Here is a 19,070-nt window from a genome sequence, read left to right as displayed (position 1 = left end):
TCATGGACAAATTAGCAATTGCCGATTTAATTGAAGAAAAATACCAAGTATTGTTTGATTGGCTCAATCAACAACCTGCTGAAAATTGGGAAACTGGTCCTGAAGGAAAATGGACAACAAGCCAACACATTTTGCATTTGGTAAATAGTTTACAATTATTAAACAATGCCTTGAGTTATCCAAGATTTTTTTTGAAATACAAATTTGGTTTGAGCAACAGACCGTCTAGGAGTTACGAAGAAGTTGTAAAAAAATATCAAGATAAATTAGTCGAAAATTTAGACAAATCCATTGAATTTAATAAAGATTTAAAAAGTCCACTTTTAAAAGACAAACCTCGTCTAATGACAAGACTACAAATCCAACATAAAAAATTGCAGTACAAAACTCGTAAAATAAGTGATGTCAATTTGGATACTCTTGTCATTCCTCATCCTTTAATGGGAAAAATGACTGTCAGAGAATTGATTATGTGGGCAGCATATCATACAGAACATCACACCACAATTCTGAAAAATTTATATTAAAAAATCTATTTTTGGTTGATTTCAAGTAATAATTTCTTGAATAAAAATCAATCATTCCACAAATTGAATCGTCATGAATTGTTATATTTGTGGCTCTTAAAAAAGGAAGTAACCTATGTTTAGTAATTTAAGTGATAAATTAGATAAAGCCTTACACACGCTCAAAGGGCATGGAAAAATAACCGAAATTAACGTAGCAGAAACCCTCAAAGAAGTTCGAAGAGCTTTGCTTGATGCGGATGTTAATTTCAAAATTGCCAAAGAATTTACGAAAAACGTTCAAACCAAAGCTATTGGTCAAAATGTATTGACAACCCTGAATCCAGGGCAGTTGATGGTAAAATTGGTCAAAGATGAATTGACTGCGTTGATGGGTGGTGAAACTGTTGGCGTAAATTTAGGAGGCTCTCCAACCGTTATTTTGATGTCTGGTTTGCAAGGTTCTGGAAAAACTACTTTTTCTGGAAAACTGGCAAATTACTTAAAAACAAAAAAAACAAAACAAGTACTTTTAGTAGGTTGTGATGTGTATAGACCTGCTGCCATCAACCAATTACAAGTGGTTGGAGCACAAGTTGGCGTGGAAGTATATGCTGAAATTGACAATAAAAATCCTGTTGAAATTTCTTTAAATGCCATCAAATACGCGAAAGCAAATGGTAAAAATGTAGTCATCATTGATACTGCTGGACGTTTGGCTGTAGATGAAGCCATGATGACCGAAATTTCGAACATTCATAAAGCTGTAAAACCTCAAGAAACCCTGTTTGTAGTAGATTCTATGACAGGACAAGATGCTGTAAATACGGCAAAAGCATTCAACGATATTCTGAATTTTGACGGAGTTGTATTGACCAAATTAGATGGTGATACCAGAGGTGGAGCTGCGTTGTCAATCAAATCTGTAGTAGATAAGCCTATCAAATTTATTGGTACTGGCGAAAAAATGGATGCGATTGACGTTTTTTATCCAGATAGGATGGCTGATCGTATTTTGGGAATGGGAGATGTTATTTCGTTGGTAGAACGTGCTCAAGACCAATATGATGAAGAAGAAGCTAGAAAACTACAAAAGAAAATTGCCAAAAATCAATTTGGTTTTGATGATTTTTTAACTCAAATTCAGCAAATCAAAAAAATGGGAAGCATGAAAGATTTGATTGGAATGATTCCAGGAGCTGGAAAAGCGATGAAAGACATTGATATTGATGACAATGCTTTCAAAGGAATTGAAGCCATTATCCATTCCATGACTCCATCAGAAAGAAGTACTCCTTCGTTAATTGATGTCAATAGAAAAAAGAGAATTGCAAAAGGTTCAGGAACCACCATTCAAGAAGTAAATCAATTGATGAAACAATTTGAACAAATGAGCAAAATGATGAAAATGATGCAAGGTGGAGGTGGCAAAAAAATGATGCAAATGATGCAAGGAATGAAATAAAGTTTAAGCTGCTATTTTGCAGCTTTTTTTAATTAAAAATGTCAAAAATAATCCACTTTATTTTTAAAACTAGTTTCCACAAAAATCTTTTTTTTGTTTTACTTAGTGTACTTATTTTTATATTGTCCAAAAATTTTGGAATGTTTGATGACGACATTCTTTTTGGGTCTAAAATGGGAAACCATTTATACAACAACTCACTATTGAATTGGTCTATGCCAATTACTTTCGACCCAGGTCATCCTCCTTTTTTAGCCACAATACTAGCTATCTTTTGGCATATTTTTGGACACGAATTATGGGTTAGTCACCTTGCGATGATGCCTTTTACCATTGGTTTTTTTATTCAGTTACATAAATTTATTTCCTATTTTATAAAAGAAACCAAATTACAGTTTTTTGCTTTTTTTTTAGTTTTAGCAGATCCCACTTTAGCTACTTGCTTGGCTTTAGTTTCCATAGAAATTATTACACTTTTCTTCTTTTTTTTAGCTGTAAACTCGCTGTTATTTAATCATAAAAAATTACAGTTCATCGGTTTATTTTTTTTAAGTATTGTTTCTTTTAGAAGTATGATGCTTTTTGCAGGTATTTGTTTATTTGAAGTTTTATACCGTAAATTTTCACAAAAAGAAACCCTAAAAAAAATCATCACACTCAAATTTATTGTTTTTTATGTTATAGCAAGTTTACCTGCTTTTATTTATGTTGGATGGAGGCTCATGCATAAAGGTTGGTTGCAAACACACACAAATTCTCCTTGGAAAAGTTTATGGCATTTTGCAGATTTCAACTATTTTGTTAGAAATAGTGTGGTGTTAATTTGGAGATATTTGGATTTTGGGCGTGTTTTTATCATCCTATTGATCATCATCAGTTTTATTATTTATGGAAAAAAAATAATAGCGAATACAAAAAATAAGTTGCTTTTAATGTTGGCTTTCTCATCAGTACTATTTATTATATCCACCATATTAATAGTAACAAATACTGTGGGCATTCGATATTTTATAACTTCTTATATCTGTTTAAATCTATTCGCATTTTTACTGATTATTCATTTTTATAAACACAAAAAAATAGTGTTTTCTATACTTTTTTTGGGTTTATTCACTGGCAATCTTTGGATATATCCCAAACCAATCTCAACTGCTTTTAGGGCTACCTTGGGGCATGTACCTTATCATTCATTGCGATTAGAAGCTATTGACTATTTGAATACAACTAAAATTGACATAGAAAATGTAGCTAGTTTTTTTCCTAACTACACTACTTTGGATTTGATTGATTTCAGCGAAGACCAAAGATCATTTTTAAAATTTACAGGAGTAGAAAAATATGTTTTCTACTCTAATGTGTATAATTTATCAGAAGAAGAGCTAAAAAGTTTAGAGAACAGCTATACTATTTTAAAAGAATTCAATAATTTTAACATCAATATAAAAATATACATTTTAAAAGAAAGATGATTTTATTAGACGGAAAAAAAACTGCTGCTGACATCAAAGAAGAAATTGCTTTAGAAGTTAACTATTTAAAAGAAATTGGACACAAAACACCTCATTTAGCTGCAATTATTGTGGGAAATGATGGTGCAAGTATTACGTATGTGAATGCAAAAGTGAAGGCTTGTGAACGTGTGGGTTTTGAATCAACTTTGATTCGTTTGCCCGAAGAAACCTCTGAAGAAGATTTATTAAATGAAATTGCGATTTTAAATATCGATAAAGATATTGACGGATTCATAGTGCAATTGCCATTACCTAAACATATTGACGAACAGAAAGTCTTGATGGCAGTCAATCCAAACAAAGATGTGGATGGTTTTCATCCTATGAATGTTGGAAAAATGGCATTGAATTTACCTACCTTTATTTCTGCAACTCCCTTTGGAATACTAGAATTATTAGAGCGATATAATGTGCAAACTTCTGGAAAACATGTTGTTGTTTTAGGAAGAAGTCACATTGTAGGAAGTCCAATGAGTATTTTACTATCTCAAAAAAGAAAAGTAGGCGATGCTACTGTAACCATTTGTCATAGCAGAACTAAAAATTTAAAAGAAATCACGCTTCAAGCGGATATTATTGTTGCTGCCATTGGCATTCCTGAGTTTTTAAAAGCAGACATGATTAAAGAAAATGTAACTGTAATTGACGTTGGCATTACACGTTTGGCAGATTCCAGCAAACAAAATGGTTTTCGTTTGGTAGGTGATGTTGCATTTGATGAAGTTTCTCAAAAATGTGATTTTATCACGCCAGTTCCAGGTGGAGTTGGACCAATGACCATTGCTATGTTATTGAAAAATACGTTGTTGGCTTGTCAAAGGAATGAGTAAAAAAATTATCTAATTATTTACTCCTCTTCCCTATTCACCAAATCCATAGAAAAAGCGGGTGTGCAAATCGCCAAATATTCGCAAGGTTCTTCAAAAGGATTTGAATATTGAACGCGGGTATTTTTTTCAATTTTAATGGACTGTCCTGATTCTAAAACAACCCTTTCGTCCTCAATAATAAATTGCTTTTTTCCTCTGATGATATACGTATATTCATCAAATGCTGGCGTTTGAAAAGGTTCTTTCCAATGAGGTGGTGCTATCATGTGTGCAATACTTATTGCCTGATTTTTATCAGAAGCCAACCCAAAATGTTCTTCAATTAGTTTTCCATCAGTAGTAGGAACTACAAAAGGTGATTTTTGAATCGTGTATTTTTTTTTCATAACGAAATGTGCGAAAGCGATTGGAATAAAATTCAATTTTTATTTTTAAGCCACATAGACACATAGCTTTGGTTTCATTTTGAAAGTCGCTTCGCTTTATTTTAGAATAACAAAGCTATGTGTAACAAAGAATTTGTCTATAAAACTCTTTTTTCTATGTTTCTATGTGGTAAAATAGAATAAACTTTAATTGATTTGACTATTTAAAAAGTTTTATATGTAGATTACAACATAAAAAAAACCATGGAAAGCGCGGTTTTGTTTTTACAAAATTCGCCCTAATCAAACCAAATCACAAATGATTTTATTTTTGCCAAATCAGGAATTTGCTCCAAAGATACTTGTTGAATTGTAAAATCTTTTAACCCTAATTCCTCTTTATCAACAGTCATTGTAGCGTTCAATTCGTCTAAAAATAACGTTACAGAAAGCAAGGTTGATTCTACTCTCAAAGCATAATTGGTATTTACTTCTGAAAAAGTGGATTCTAAATTGATACCATTTTTTGTAGCAAAACGCTTGTCGTGAATTTCAATACTTTTAATGGTTGATAGCGAATCTTGTTGCTCTTTTGGAGTAATTGTTAGTAAAAGAGTTCCTCCTTTTTCGTAGATATAATATTCATCTTCTTCTTGAAAATAATCATCCTCTTCAGTAACTTTTCCACTTAATTTAGAACTAATCGAATCTTTTTTAAAGATTTCTTTCAATTCTTTTACAGTAGTTTCTTTGGTAATTTTACCTACTTTTCCTTTTTCTACAACGAATTTATCTTTGTCACTACAACTGATAAAACTCATAAAAACTATCAATGCAAATGCGGCTAAACTATTTTTTTTTATCATTTTTTGTTTTTTAAATCCCTTTTAAAACGTTTAATTATTCAATTTGTTATTTCATTAATTTAGTTAAAACTCCAAAAACAGCTCTCATAAAAGTGGCACTTGTCAAGACTTTTACGATTGGATCTTGTGCTGTACTTCTTCTGCTTGTTGTTCTGCGAGTTTGTGTTGTTCTTTCTTTTTCAAATTTTTCGCGCTCTTTTTGAATTTCCTCTTCTCTTTTTAATTTTTCGGCTGCTAAATTACTACTTTCTATTTTATTGTTGAGCAACTCGTACGCACTTTCTCTATCAATTTCTTGATTGTATTTGTGATAAATTCTAGAATTTTGAATTACTTCTTGTAACTCACTGTCTGTCAATACATCCATTCTGCTCATTGGCGCGCGCAACATCGTTCTTGCTAATGGTGTTGGAATTCCTTTTTCGTTTAAAACAGATACAAATGCCTCTCCAATTCCTAATTGGGTTAAGACTTCACTGGTATCATAATATTCAGAATTCGGATAATTTTCAGCGGCTAATTTGATCGCTTTTCTATCTTTTGCGGTAAAAGCTCTCAATGAATGTTGGATTTTTAAACCCAATTGCGCCAAAATATCTTCGGGAACATCATTCGGATTTTGAGTTACAAAATACAATCCAATTCCTTTGGAACGTATCAATTTCACCACACTTTCTATTTGATTTAACAATGCTTTTGTGGCTTCTTCAAAAACCAAATGAGCTTCATCGATAAAAATAATCAATTCGGGTCTGTCACTATCTCCTTGTTCAGGAAATGTTTGATACACTTCTGCCAATAATTGCATCATAAATGTTGAAAATAACTTGGGCTTGTCTTGAATATCTGTCAATCTTAACACCGAAATAATTCCTTTGCCATTTTCATCAATTCTGGTTAAATCTTCCACTTCAAAAGATTTTTCTCCAAAAAACAAGTCACCTCCTTGATGTTCAATTTCAATCACTTTTCTCAAAATTGAACCTGTACTTGACGTAGAAATTCGTCCATATTCAGCTTCAATTTCACCTTTTCCTTCATTGGTGATGTATTGTAGCACTTTTTTGAAATCTTTCAAATCCAATAATGGCAATTTATGATCGTCACAATACTTAAAAATAATTGCCATAATGCCTTCTTGAGCTTCAGATAAATCTAAAATTCGGGATAATAAAACAGGGCCAAATTCGGAGATTGTTGCACGAATTCTGGTGCCATTTTGTTGAGAAATTGTCAATATTTCAACAGGAAATTTCTTTGCTTCAAAGGGAAAACCAATCATTTGATGACGTGCATCAATTTTTGGGTGACCCGCATTTGGTTGAGCCAAACCAGATAAATCTCCTTTAACGTCCATTAACAACACCGGAATTCCTTTTTCTGATAGATTTTCCGCCAAAACTTGCAGTGTTTTTGTTTTTCCAGTTCCTGTTGCACCAGCAATTAAACCATGTCTATTCAAGGTTTTTAAAGGAACTTTTACAAACGCATTTGTAATGGTTTCCTCACCCAACATGGCTGCTCCTAAATTTATAAAATCCCCTTTAGTTGCATAACCACTATTGATGTATTCAAAGAATGTGTCTTTTTGGCTCATGATCAATAAATTTTGATAAAAATAATCAAAGTTTAGAGGAATGAAAACAAAATTTTGAAAATCATTCAAACATCTATTTTTTTATACACTAACCTGCCTGCCGCAGGCAAGGTTTCACGAATTGCACAAATCTATGATTATAAAAAAATGATGTTTTATTATTATTTAAAACCCTGTTGGGTGTAAATATTTCATTGGATAAAAAAATAGATTTTTTTGCCACGAATTCACAAATTTCAAAGATTTCATCACAATAATTGTTTTCATCTTTGATGAAAATTCAAATTTATAGGATCCAATGGGTATAAAAATCTGTGAATTCGTGGCAAATTAATTTTAAAATTACACCCAATAGGTTATTTAAATTTATTTGTTCCTGAAATCAGTGTCATCTAAAATCAATACAGAAAAAAAAATTACCCAAACATTTTCATTTTTGTATCTTGTTGCCTTAATTCAAACAAACAAATCAAACAACAATGAAAAAAATATTCATTTTTCTCTTTTTAGTTACTTCTGTAACTTTTTCTCAGGAATTTTCAATGGATTTGGTGAAAAACATGAAACCAAGAAATATTGGGCCTGGAGGAATGTCAGGAAGAGTGACAGCCATTGATGCTGTTGAATCAAATCCCGATATTATATATGCTGGAACTGCTTCTGGCGGAATTTGGAAATCAACTTCTGGAGGCATCAAATGGGAACCCATTTTTGACAAAGAATTGACTGCTTCTATTGGTGCAATTGCAATTCAACAATCAAATCCGAGTGTGGTTTGGGCTGGAACAGGTGAAGGAAATCCAAGAAATAGTTTGAATGGTGGTTTTGGAATTTATAAATCTTTAGATGCTGGAAAAACCTGGAAATTGATGGGATTAGAAAAAACAAGGCACATTCACAGAGTGGTTATAGACCCAGCAAATCCTGATGTTGTGTATGTAGGCGCCATTGGTTCGCCTTGGGGAGAACATCAAGAACGTGGAGTTTATAAAACCTTAGATGGTGGAAAAACGTGGAAACAAATCTTGTTTACCAATAAAAAATCAGGCATTGCAGATTTGATCATGGATCCTACAAATCCAAATAAATTGATTGCAGCCATGTGGGAACACAAACGTGATCCGTGGTTTTTTAAATCTGGTGGAGAAGGAAGTGGTTTGTATATCACTCATGATGGAGGAGAAAATTGGAAAAAAATCACTAAAAAAGAAGGTTTTCCTGAGGGAGAATTAGGCAGAATTGGAGTAGCTATTGCACGTTCAAATCATGATATCGTGTATGCTTTGGTTGAGGCGAAAAAAAATGCTCTTTATAAAAGTGAAGATGGAGGTTTTTCTTGGAAAAAAATAAATGACAAAGCAGATATTGGAAATCGTCCTTTTTATTATTCAGAAATTTATGTAGATCCACAAAATGAAAACAGGGTTTATTCAGTATTTACCTATGTAAATGTTTCAGAAGATGGTGGAAAAAATTTCAAAGAATTGATGCCTGCTTATGGCGTTGACAATGGTGTTCATCCAGATCATCATGCGTGGTGGATTCATCCAAAAAACGGAAAATTCATGATTGATGGAAATGATGGTGGTTTAAATATCACTAGAGATGGAGGAAAATCTTGGCGTTTTATTGGAAATATTCCTGTGGCACAATTTTATCATATCAATGTTGACAACGAATTTCCTTACAATGTTTATGGAGGAATGCAAGATAATGGTTCTTGGAGAGGACCTGCTTATGTTTGGAAAGATCAAGGAATTCGAAATTCTTATTGGCAAGAAATTAGTTTTGGTGATGGTTTTGATGTCATTTCTGACAAAGACGATTCACGCTATGGATGGTCTATGAGTCAGCAAGGAAGTGTAGTTCGTTTTGATTATCTAACAGGAAATAATTATTCTGTAAAACCTACGCATTCTGATGCATCAATTCAATTACGTTTCAATTGGAATGCTGCCATAAACATTGATCCTTTTGATAACAATACGCTTTATTTTGGAAGTCAATTTGTGCATAAATCAACGGATAAAGGGTTGACTTGGTCTGTGATTTCTCCAGATTTAACAACCAACAATCCTGAAAAATTGAAACAAGGAGAAAGTGGTGGATTAACCATGGATGCCACTGGTGCTGAAAATCATTGTACCATTTTAGTGATTGAACCAACCATTTTAGAAAAAGATGTTTTGTGGGTTGCCACAGATGATGGTCAAGTTCAAATCACGAAAGATGGAGGAAAAACTTGGACAAATGTTTCAAAAAATATCAAAGATTTGCCAGAAAATAGTTGGATTACTCAAATAAAAGCATCCAACAAAAATAAAGGAGAAGCTTTGTTAGTTGCCAACGATTACAGACGAGATAACTACAAACCCTATGCTTACAGAACCAAAAATTATGGAAAAACTTGGGAGAGAATTGTGGATGAAAATGATGTAGCGAGTTTTACTTTGAGTATAATTGAAGATTTAGAAAATGAAAATTTACTTTTTTTAGGAACGGATGATGGTTTGTACATTTCTATTGATGCTGGAAAAAAATGGACAAAATGGACAGAAGGATTTCCAACAGTACCTGTAAATGATTTGGTAATTCATCCTAGAGAACATGATTTGATTATTGGGACTTTTGGAAGAGCAGCTTGGGTTTTAGATGATATCAGACCTTTTAGAGCACTTGCGAAAGGAAGTGTATTGAAAGAGAAATTAGCTTTATTTGCACCTCCAACAGCCTATCATGCTGCTTATCAGCAACCTACTGGAAGCAGATTTGGTGCAGATGCCATGTATCAAGGAGAAAACAGAAAAGGAGGAGCCATTATTTCCTATTATCTAAATAAATCAAAAGAGGAAAAAACAGATTCTATCAAATTGGAAATTTTTGATGGAGAACGTTTGATAAGAACCTTAAAATTCAAAACTCCTGAAGAAAATGGTATTCATAAAACTATTTGGAATTTGGATGAAAAAGGAGTGGAAAGAGCCTCAAGAACGATTAGAAATTCCACAAGAGAAACATCAGGAGTAGATGTGAAACCTGGGGTTTACAAACTAAAAATGACTTTTGGTGATGCTGTATCCGAACAAAACATCAAAGTTGAATTTGACCCAAGATTGCAAATTACACAAGAAGCCATCAATCAAAAATATGAGGCTAGTAAAGCTATGGAAAATCATCAGGAAAAAATGGCAGCCATTGTAAAACAGTTGGTTGAAAGTAAAAATACGGCAACAACTATCAAAGAACAATTGTCTAAAGATGACAAAAAGAAATACGATGCTGAAATCAAATCATCTACTGAAATTATCAAAAAAATAGATGATATCATTGCCATTTATTTAGGCAAAGTTGATGAAAGACAAGGGATTACAAGAAATCCTGAAGTTACTGTTAGTCAGCGTTTTGGAACGGCATTTAGTTATATTCGTTCTCGTTTTGGAAATCAAACAGACACTGAAAAGCAATTGGTAAATCAGTTTTTAGAGGCTTTTAAAGAAGCTATTTCAGAGACAAATACATTTTATAATTCGTATTGGATAGACTATAAAAAAGCTACTGATGGAATTATAATTTCACCTTTTAAAGAAATAACAATTTACACTGCAGACTAAAGTAAAACATATTATAATAGGTGTTATTTTATGCTTGAGTTTTTGTGTATTAAAAACTCAAGCACAAAATAATCCAGAAAATCAGCTAGGAACTTGGTATATGTTTGATGCTAATCATTTATTAAGTGAAAATTTTAAACTATTAACTAATGTTCATTTTCGGTATTTTGAGTTGGCAACTGAATTTCAGCAGGAAATTTATAGAATTGGACTAAATTATACTTTTCGAAAAAATATAAATATCACAGCTGGTTTTGTATATTCTGAAACAGATACGTCTTATAAATCAACTTTTCCAAATCTTTATGAATTTCGATTTTATCAAGATTTTAATTTAAAAAATATGTGGAATAAAATGGATATAAATCATCGTATACGTTTAGCACAAAGATTTAAAAGACAAAATTTTGATTCTAAAATAAATCATACAATAAGATATGGTTTATTTTTAGAATATCCGCTTTCAACTAATTTAAAAATATATGCTTTTAATGAGCTTTTTGTAAATTTTACTGATAAAATATTTGATCAAAATAGAATTGGTAGTGGAATTATTAGAAATATTAACAACGATTTAAAATTTAGAATTGGCTATTTTTACACAAAATTTAGCAACTCTGAATTACACAGACTTCAATTGGGCATTATCATAACAACCCATCACTTAAAAAAATCATCATTATGAATATACCCTTTCTTACAAACGACGCTATCGTTTTTGGAATTTTAATGATTTCATTAGGATTCGTTTTTTATACCGAAAATATCAAAAAGGGTTTTTGGTCAAAATTTTACAAAATAGTTCCAGGATTGTTTATGGCTTATTTTGTCCCTGCACTTTTTACCACTTTTGGATTGATTTCTCCAGAATGGGAAACTAAAAATGTAGCGGGTGAAATCATCAAAAATAAATCACAATTGTATTTTGTTTCAAATCAATATTTATTGCCTGCAGCCTTGGTTTTGATGACGTTGAGTATCGATTTAAAAGCGATTTTCAATCTGGGTTCAAAAGCATTGATCATGTTTTTTACAGGAACTGTTGGAATTATTATTGGAGGCCCAATTGCTATTTTACTCATTTCTATTTTTTCTCCTGAAACTGTTGGAGGAGCCAATTTTGATGCAGTTTGGAGAGGACTTTCCACATTGGCAGGAAGTTGGATTGGTGGTGGTGCAAATCAAACTGCGATGCTAGAAATTTATCAATATAATCCCTCAAAATATGGAGGAATGGTGATTGTTGATATTGTGGTAGCCAATATTTGGATGGCCATTTTATTGATTGGAATTGGAAAAAAAGATGCCATTGATAAATGGTTAAAAGCAGATACTTCTGCCATAGAAGATTTAAAACAAAAAGTTACGCTTTTTACAGATAAAGTAAAAAGAAATCCAAGTTTATCCGATTTAATTATTATGTTGGCAATCGCTTTTGGAACTGTAGGTTTTGGGCATTTTACCTCTGTATATTTAAGTTCATTTTTTGGTGATTTGGTTTCGTCAATTTCATCACCCATCATCAGAAATACGTTTTCATTTTTAGATTCTAGCTTTTTTTGGTTGATTAGCATTGCAACCATAGTTGCTATTTTGTTGTCTTTTACAAAAGCTAGAAATTATGAAGGTGCAGGAGCAAGCAAATTAGGAAGCGTTTTTATATACATTTTAGTTGCCACAATTGGTATGAAAATGGATTTGAATCAAGCATTAGAAAATCCAGGATTGATTATAATTGGATTGGTTTGGATGACAATTCATGCAATTCTGATGATTATTGTTGCAAAAATCATCAAAGCACCTTATTTCTTTCTGGCAGTTGGAAGTCAAGCAAATGTAGGTGGAGCAGCCTCTGCTCCTATTGTTGCGCAAGCATTTCATCCATCATTGGCAACTGTAGGAGTTTTATTGGCTGTTTTTGGCTATGCCATTGGAACTATTGGCGCAATTGTTAGTACTATTTTAATGGAATTAGCTTCTTCTCTTTAAATAAAAATCAGCATATTTGCAGACTTAAATTTTAAATTAAAAATGAAAAAAATTATCACAATTTTTATTGCCTCATTCACCATATTCGCATGTTCTAAAAAGGAAGGAAACATGATTGTAGAGGGACAAATTAAAGGATTGAAAAAAGGAACTTTGTATTTACAAAAGATGAAAGATACAGCTTTAGTTTCTGTTGATTCTGTAAAACTTTTGGGAACTGATACTTTTCGATTATCAGATCAAGTAGATTCTCCAGTAATGTATTATTTAACTTTTGACGGAAACACCACTAACAAACGAATTTTGTTTTTTGGGGAAGAAGGTGTCATTACCATCAAAGATCATGTTGAAAAATTTGGAATCAATCCAGTAATTTCAGGTTCAAAAAATCAGGAAGTGATGGATAAATTTAATGTTATCAATAAACAATTTCAATCAGAGAGATTGGATTTTATTAAAATAGATTTTGAAGCAAAAAAATCAAACAATGAAGAATTGATTCAAAAAGTGGAAGATGATTATAAACGAATGGTAAGAAGACGTGTTTTATACACTACGAATTTTGCTATCAACAATGCCGATTTTGAAGCTGCTCCTTACATTGCAATTACAGAAATGTATGATGCAACATTACAAATGTTAGATACTGTAAATAAATCTTTAACACCAAAAGTAAAAAAATCAGTGTATGGAAAAAGTTTACAAAACTATTTGAATCAAATTAAAAAGAGCGAACAAGAATAATTCTTGTATTTTTACAAAACAAAAAACCGAGCAAATTGCTCGGTTTTTTTATGAAATTATTTGAAAATTATTGTTTGATAAACTTTGCAGTTCCAACATTATTTTCGATGTTGTATTTAATCATATACACACCAGAAGCCAAGTTTGAAATATCAATCGACTCACTTGTTTTGTTGATAGTAACATTCATTACTTTTTTACCTAACACATTGTAGATTTCAGCATTTTGAATAGTATTCGCTGCAGAAATATTCAATCTGTTTGAAGCTGGGTTTGGATAAATAGAAACGTTGAATAAGTTGTCTTCAACTCCTGCAGTTCCTGCAACATACATATAAACGTTATCTAAATAATAAACTCCTACTTTTGCTGCGTCTGTAATTAAAAATTGTTTAATTGATTCTCTAGCTCCAGCATTTAAAGGGAAATCTTTTGATTGCCATTTTTTAACCTCATCTTGACTTTCTATAATGTTTGTAATATCGATAGCACTAGTTTCTTTGGTTTTATCTCCTCCATGATTTGATAATTTAGGATTTAAAACTGTACCAGGTGTATGGTCAGTTGAAATCCAATAATCCATGTGTAAGTGAGTCATAGCAGTTGCATCAAGAAAAACATCTAAATCCATTCCAATAAAATTACCTCCTGTAATTTTTAAAACTTTGTTTCCAGCAATAGTTACTTCTTCAAAAACAGAATCATCCCAAGGAACGTTAGATATTGTTGCCGAAGGAGTATAAGCTTCACTATAAAGTGACATTACATTTTGAGCAGCAAAAGTAGGTGGTGTTTGTGGAGCATCAGTAGGTTCTGGGTCTGATGGTGGTGCAGTAGTCTTTTTAACACCTGTGATATTATCAGCATACATAGTTACAGTTACAACAGGTGAATTCCATCCTGAATCGTCTGCTTTTCTATTTGGAAAAAATACTACTTTCGAATATTCTCCATTAGCAGTTGCTGTTCCATCAGATCCTGTGGTAAATGTAAACGTAATCGTTTCCCAACCACTACCACCGTGACTTTGAGTATTTGCAGCAGCTGGTCCTGATCCTTCAAGCTTTGCCATTACAGCGAATGCTGTAGTAGAATAAATATCTACTTTTATTGTTTTATCTGTTGTTAATTCTAAGACAGTCCCAGAAGCTAATACAACTTCAGCTCCTTGCCAACCATTTCCAGTTGAACTTGTTATTAGTTGGAAAGTTTTTCCTCTTGTACCTCCAGAAGCAGGATCATCTACAATTGTTGCACTTCCAAGTCCTTCAAATCCTGCAATTGCAGGTGAACCCTCAAAATCTTCAACAACTACTTGTTGTGAAAACCCAATTGAAGAAATCAATAAGGCAAATAATAATGTAATTTTTTTCATAATAAAAAAGTGTTAAGTATTAATAATAATTGTTCAATAGTACAACTATAATCTCTTAAATACGAATTATTTACCACTACATGAACACTACAACATCAAAAAACATGTTTCACATGTATTTAATTTTAAAAAATTTCCATTAAAACCTAGTCATTATGATATTTTTACATGAATAGTCTTTTGATGAAAAAATTAGAGTAGTGTTTCATTTTGATAAGAAACCCATACAAATTGATTACGTTATTTTGTTAAAATTTTAAATTTTCGTTTTTGTCCCATAATCCCCAATAAGCTCCAACATCACCTTCTGCACCAACTTTCCATGATTCATCAAATGAAGAGAAGTAAAACATCTCTACATTGTCTTTTGCTGACCATGCTTGAGCATTGATAAAATATCTCATTGCATTCTCTGCAGTTGAATGTGCTCCACCCAAACTACTTCCTTGACTTGGCCAACCAGTTTCAGTGATAATTACTTTTTTTCCTTGACCTGCATGAGCTGCTTGACTGAACATTTGTTGCATATGATTCAAAGAATAATCAATATTACAACCTTCCCAATAAGGATAGCAGTTTGATAAAATAACATCACAAACTTCCGTAATTGAAGGTCTATGAGAGAATTCATAATAGGCATCAACATAACCTACTGGAATATTCATTCCTTTTAAAGCTTCTTTTACACGAAGAATATAATCTAAAAGTTGTTGTTCTGTAAGGTCTTTTCTGTATAATACTTCATTTCCTACAGCAGCAATATCAACACAGCCTTCTTTTGCCAATTGAATTAACCCTTCGATTTCTTGCTCGTTTTTTTCCATGTCATCACCCAACCAAGCACCTACTAAATTTTTCATTCCGTGCTTTTTTGCAATTCTTGGAATATTCTCATTTCCTTCAATACATGAAAAAGAACGAATCCATTTTGCATACGGTTTTAAAATTTTGATTCTTCGTTCAACTTGTTTTTCAGTAATAGTATCTCCAGGTTCCTGACCATCTTCATACATACTGAAACAAATTCCATGCATTCCTTTTTGCAAGGTTTCTCTCCAAAGACTTATCAAATCTTCACTGGAATAGTTAGAAAAATCTACTCCTTGTTGTCCTGATTGACTAATATAATTAGCATGACCAGGTTTAAAATAATGTTCTTCTCTATATGACATACTTTAATTGATTTTTAATTTTTTTTATAATTCTCCTCTACGTTCTATTAATTGTTCTTTTATTTTCTTAGCTCTACTTTCACTTAAGCTATAACTCCACATTATTAAAATTGCAATTCCTGCAGTTACGGAAGGAATGATAACATCTGCCAATCGTAAACTGGTCATGGTTTCTGCAGTTTGCTGAACTGCTGCACCATCAAAACCAACAAATTTTAACACTGCACCACCTAAAACCAATGCCAAAGCTTGTCCTAATTTTACCATCCACCAATAAATAGCTCCAAAAGTTCCTTCTTTACGTGGCATTCCATTTTCCAATTCGTCTAAATCACACACATCTGCAGTCATACTCATCATCAAAGTAAACAACCCGCCCAAACCAAAAGCCATAAATGGAATTGGCATAAAAAGTAAATAAGGATTGTCTTTGTCAAAAGCCCACCATTTTAAAATATAACCTACTATTGATAAAGCTGTTGAGATAATGAATGCTTGACGTTTTCCAAATTTATTGGCTAGCAAAGTTACAATAGGAATCACACCAAAAGCGGTTACAATTGCAGTTACTGTTGAAAACCAAGCTGGCCAATTGCCTGCATCAGCATAACTTCCTTCGAACATATAAAAAACAATAATAAAAAAACTAAAAGAAGCTACCATTTGAAAACCATTGAATACTAAGAATGTAGCGCCACATAGTTTTAAAAATGGTTTATTTTTTGAAACTTGAGCAATTCCTTTGAAAAGATCCATCAAGTTAGAGCCTAATGTGCTAAAAGTAATTTTCTTTCTATTTTCCATATTTGCAGAATCTATTCCTTTACAGAAAAATGCAGGTAAAACACCTAAAATCAAACAAGCAATTCCGACAATAATTGATAATTTACGAACTCCATTTGCTTGAACTGCTTCTAGAGTAACTTTTGCTGAATCAACTTCAGAAAGCCCTAATGAGGCAATTCTACTAACATCTTCAGCTGAAATAGGTAACATGTTTGGATCACTAATGATAATCCAAAACCATGGTACAATCATCCAAGCAATTTGCCCTATTGTTTGTGAAAATGCCATTAAACGAGTTCGTTCATTGTAATCAGAAGTCATTTCATATCCCAACCCAACTAAAGGAGTTGCGAACATGGTATTTCCTATTAAGAAAACCATAGACATGATTAAGAAATACCAGAAATTATAATTTTGAGAATCATTTGGGTCCATTTGCCATAAAACTGCAAATAAAATTCCACTTAAAATAGCACCCACAAAAATATATGGTCTCCTTCTACCCCATTTAGAATTGGTATTATCGGAAATAAAACCCATAATTGGATCAGTTAAGGCATCAAAAATTCTAGGCAAACCTCCTAATAAACCTGCCAAAAAAGGATCCATACCAAAAGCTGTCAATAAAAAGAACATAAAAACACCTAAAGCGCCAGGTAATAAATTCAATACTAAATGTCCTGCACCAAATGCTGCTTTTTGTCCTAAAGGAACTCTATCTCTGACTGGAGTTACATAATTTTTCATATTTCTATTTTAGTTAGTGAGTATTAATTTTCCTGTGTCTGAATTACAATTGTTTGAATTGATTGTCCATTCAATTTAATAGTAATATTTTGGTTACCAAGTGATAATTGAATATTTTTTGATTGATTTGTTTCATTAAAAACAACTACTGCAATTGTTCCATCAGGATTTTCTGCTGCAGTAACCATTATTTCTTTATCAGAATTTTCCACTTCAAAAACGGTAGCTTCTGGTCTGATAAATTTACTGAAATGAGACAGTGTATAATACAAAGGAGTAAAATAAATCTCATCTTTTTCAGTATCAACTATTACAGGTGCTACACACCAATTTTTAAACCAATTGGGGCCTCCTTGTGTGTTCAAAACCATGTTCCAATCAATCCAACCATCAACCCAATTATTTAAACAACCAATAATATCTCTGGCATATCTATGAACTGGAGCATATTTTGGATGCATGTGTTTGTCCTTTTCTGGTGCCCAATCCCAACCCCAATCTGTGGCTTCTTTTTTCCAATACCAAGCATCGTCTTTCCATTTTGGAATTTCTGCATCTACACAAGCTTCTGACTGAATTAGATATTTATTTGGCGCTTTTTGATGAGCATATTGTAATTCTTCAGGAAAATAATGAAACGTACTTGCATACCAATGAATGGCTGTTCCATCGAAATATTTTGATGTTTCTTCATTTTTGAATTGTGAATCTACCCATTCTTTTAGGTGTTCACGGTTTTGATCATATCCTAAAATTTTCACTTCAGGATAATCTCCTTTTAGTTTTGGTCCTAAATGATGTTGAACAAAATTGGTCATTTCATCAGGTGTATAATGCATACTTTCCCAGTTACCATCATTTCCAAGTGGTTCATTTTCAACGGTAAAGCCCCAAATATCAATACCTTCTTGTTTATAGGCTTTTACATATTTTGAGAAAAATAATGCCCAAGTATCATAATATTCTGGCAATAATTTTCCTGCTGTCCACCAATTGTTATCTTTCATCCAAGGTGGAGCTGTCCAAGGTGAAGCTAAAATTTTAAATCCGTCTTTTGACACTTTTTTAGCATCCAAAATCATAGGAATCAAATCATTTTTATCTTCATCAATAGTAAAATTTTCTAGATTTTTATCTCCTGCAATTGGCGCATAAGAATAGTGACCTAAAGAAAAATCGCAAGAGTTCATGTGCGTTCTTGTCAATGAATATTTTGCGCCACTTTCTCCAAAATAAGCTTCTATGATGGAATCTCTATTTTTTTTACTGATGTTGTTCAATAAATACGCTGAAGCTTCCGTAAAAGAACCTCCAAAACCAGTAATTTTTTGACGTTTTTTTGATGGAAAAAGATTGATTTTTACCAAACTATCTTGATTTCCTTCAATGGAAAAATCAGTTAACTTTTTTAAATTATTTCCACTTGCAGAGGTTTCATAAACATCTACAATCAATACGTCTTGTTTGATTTCGCAACTTGCTATCATAAATGATATTCCTATATAT

Annotated in this window: 15 protein-coding genes; 8 read left to right on the top strand and 7 right to left on the bottom strand. The window is 32.3% G+C overall.

All coding sequences use genetic code 11. The features are described 5' to 3' along the window. Window positions 1-2: 2 nt before the first annotated feature. The 4 genes from IU405_RS13825 to folD all read left to right on the top strand — a co-directional run bounded on the left by IU405_RS13825 (window position 3) and on the right by folD (window position 4,312). Entirely contained in the window at window positions 3-527 is a 525-nt protein-coding gene (locus tag IU405_RS13825) for a DinB family protein (protein ID WP_197439201.1), read from the top strand. Between the two features lie 115 nt (window positions 528-642). After that, complete coding sequence (gene ffh / locus IU405_RS13820) at window positions 643-1,971, top strand: signal recognition particle protein (protein WP_197439200.1); 1,329 nt, start codon at window positions 643-645, stop codon at window positions 1,969-1,971. Window positions 1,972-2,111: 140 nt separating this feature from the next. Further along, window positions 2,112-3,440: a hypothetical protein gene (locus IU405_RS13815; protein ID WP_197439199.1), complete on the top strand. Its 1,329-nt coding sequence runs from the start codon at window positions 2,112-2,114 to the stop codon at window positions 3,438-3,440. Further along, window positions 3,437-4,312: a bifunctional methylenetetrahydrofolate dehydrogenase/methenyltetrahydrofolate cyclohydrolase FolD gene (gene folD / locus IU405_RS13810; protein ID WP_197439198.1), complete on the top strand. Its 876-nt coding sequence runs from the start codon at window positions 3,437-3,439 to the stop codon at window positions 4,310-4,312. Before IU405_RS13815 ends, folD begins: the two co-directional genes overlap by 4 nt. Window positions 4,313-4,329: 17 nt before the next feature. Here the strand turns inward: folD and IU405_RS13805 are convergent, their stop codons facing one another. From IU405_RS13805 to IU405_RS13795, 3 genes are all read right to left on the bottom strand, one after another. Continuing rightward, entirely contained in the window at window positions 4,330-4,698 is a 369-nt protein-coding gene (locus IU405_RS13805) for a cupin domain-containing protein (protein ID WP_197439197.1), read from the bottom strand. 278 nt (window positions 4,699-4,976) lie between these two features. Continuing rightward, on the bottom strand, window positions 4,977-5,543 hold the full coding sequence (locus tag IU405_RS13800; RefSeq protein ID WP_197439196.1) for a hypothetical protein: 567 nt from the start codon (window positions 5,541-5,543) through the stop codon (window positions 4,977-4,979). Between the two features lie 46 nt (window positions 5,544-5,589). Then, window positions 5,590-7,140, bottom strand: a complete 1,551-nt coding sequence (locus tag IU405_RS13795; RefSeq protein WP_197439195.1) for a helicase HerA-like domain-containing protein — start codon at window positions 7,138-7,140, stop codon at window positions 5,590-5,592. A 479-nt stretch (window positions 7,141-7,619) separates the two neighbouring features. On the opposite strand from IU405_RS13795, the gene IU405_RS13790 reads away from it, so the two are divergent. The 4 genes from IU405_RS13790 (at window position 7,620) to IU405_RS13775 (ending at window position 13,484) form a co-directional block, all read left to right on the top strand. After that, window positions 7,620-10,751 carry a WD40/YVTN/BNR-like repeat-containing protein gene (locus IU405_RS13790; RefSeq protein ID WP_197439194.1) on the top strand — a complete coding sequence of 1,044 codons (3,132 nt, stop codon included), beginning with the start codon at window positions 7,620-7,622 and terminating at the stop codon, window positions 10,749-10,751. Window positions 10,752-10,851: 100 nt separating this feature from the next. Continuing rightward, a complete protein-coding gene (locus tag IU405_RS13785; RefSeq protein ID WP_197439193.1) occupies window positions 10,852-11,436 on the top strand; it encodes a DUF2490 domain-containing protein in 585 nt (194 codons plus the stop codon). After that, on the top strand, window positions 11,433-12,740 hold the full coding sequence (locus IU405_RS13780) for a DUF819 domain-containing protein (protein ID WP_197439192.1): 1,308 nt from the start codon (window positions 11,433-11,435) through the stop codon (window positions 12,738-12,740). The genes IU405_RS13785 and IU405_RS13780 overlap by 4 nt, the downstream gene beginning before the upstream one ends. A gap of 42 nt (window positions 12,741-12,782) precedes the next feature. Then, window positions 12,783-13,484 carry a DUF4369 domain-containing protein gene (locus IU405_RS13775; protein ID WP_197439191.1) on the top strand — a complete coding sequence of 234 codons (702 nt, stop codon included), beginning with the start codon at window positions 12,783-12,785 and terminating at the stop codon, window positions 13,482-13,484. Window positions 13,485-13,551: 67 nt separating this feature from the next. Here IU405_RS13775 and IU405_RS13770 read toward each other — a convergent pair whose 3' ends face one another. The 4 genes from IU405_RS13770 to IU405_RS13755 form a co-directional block, all read right to left on the bottom strand. Beyond that, window positions 13,552-14,859, bottom strand: a complete 1,308-nt coding sequence (locus tag IU405_RS13770) for a T9SS type A sorting domain-containing protein (protein WP_197439190.1) — start codon at window positions 14,857-14,859, stop codon at window positions 13,552-13,554. A gap of 248 nt (window positions 14,860-15,107) precedes the next feature. After that, a complete protein-coding gene (locus tag IU405_RS13765; protein WP_197439189.1) occupies window positions 15,108-16,031 on the bottom strand; it encodes a glycosyl hydrolase family 17 protein in 924 nt (307 codons plus the stop codon). A 24-nt stretch (window positions 16,032-16,055) separates the two neighbouring features. After that, a complete protein-coding gene (locus tag IU405_RS13760) occupies window positions 16,056-17,564 on the bottom strand; it encodes an MFS transporter (RefSeq protein ID WP_197439188.1) in 1,509 nt (502 codons plus the stop codon). A gap of 23 nt (window positions 17,565-17,587) precedes the next feature. After that, window positions 17,588-19,051: a glycoside hydrolase family 30 protein gene (locus IU405_RS13755; protein ID WP_231749748.1), complete on the bottom strand. Its 1,464-nt coding sequence runs from the start codon at window positions 19,049-19,051 to the stop codon at window positions 17,588-17,590. Window positions 19,052-19,070: the final 19 nt, after the last annotated feature.

This window comes from Polaribacter sp. BAL334 (assembly GCF_015767435.1).
Classification (GTDB): Bacteria; Bacteroidota; Bacteroidia; order Flavobacteriales; family Flavobacteriaceae; genus Polaribacter.
The sequence above is the reverse complement of the archived record's forward strand: the minus strand, read 5'-3'. Positions and strand labels throughout refer to the sequence as shown.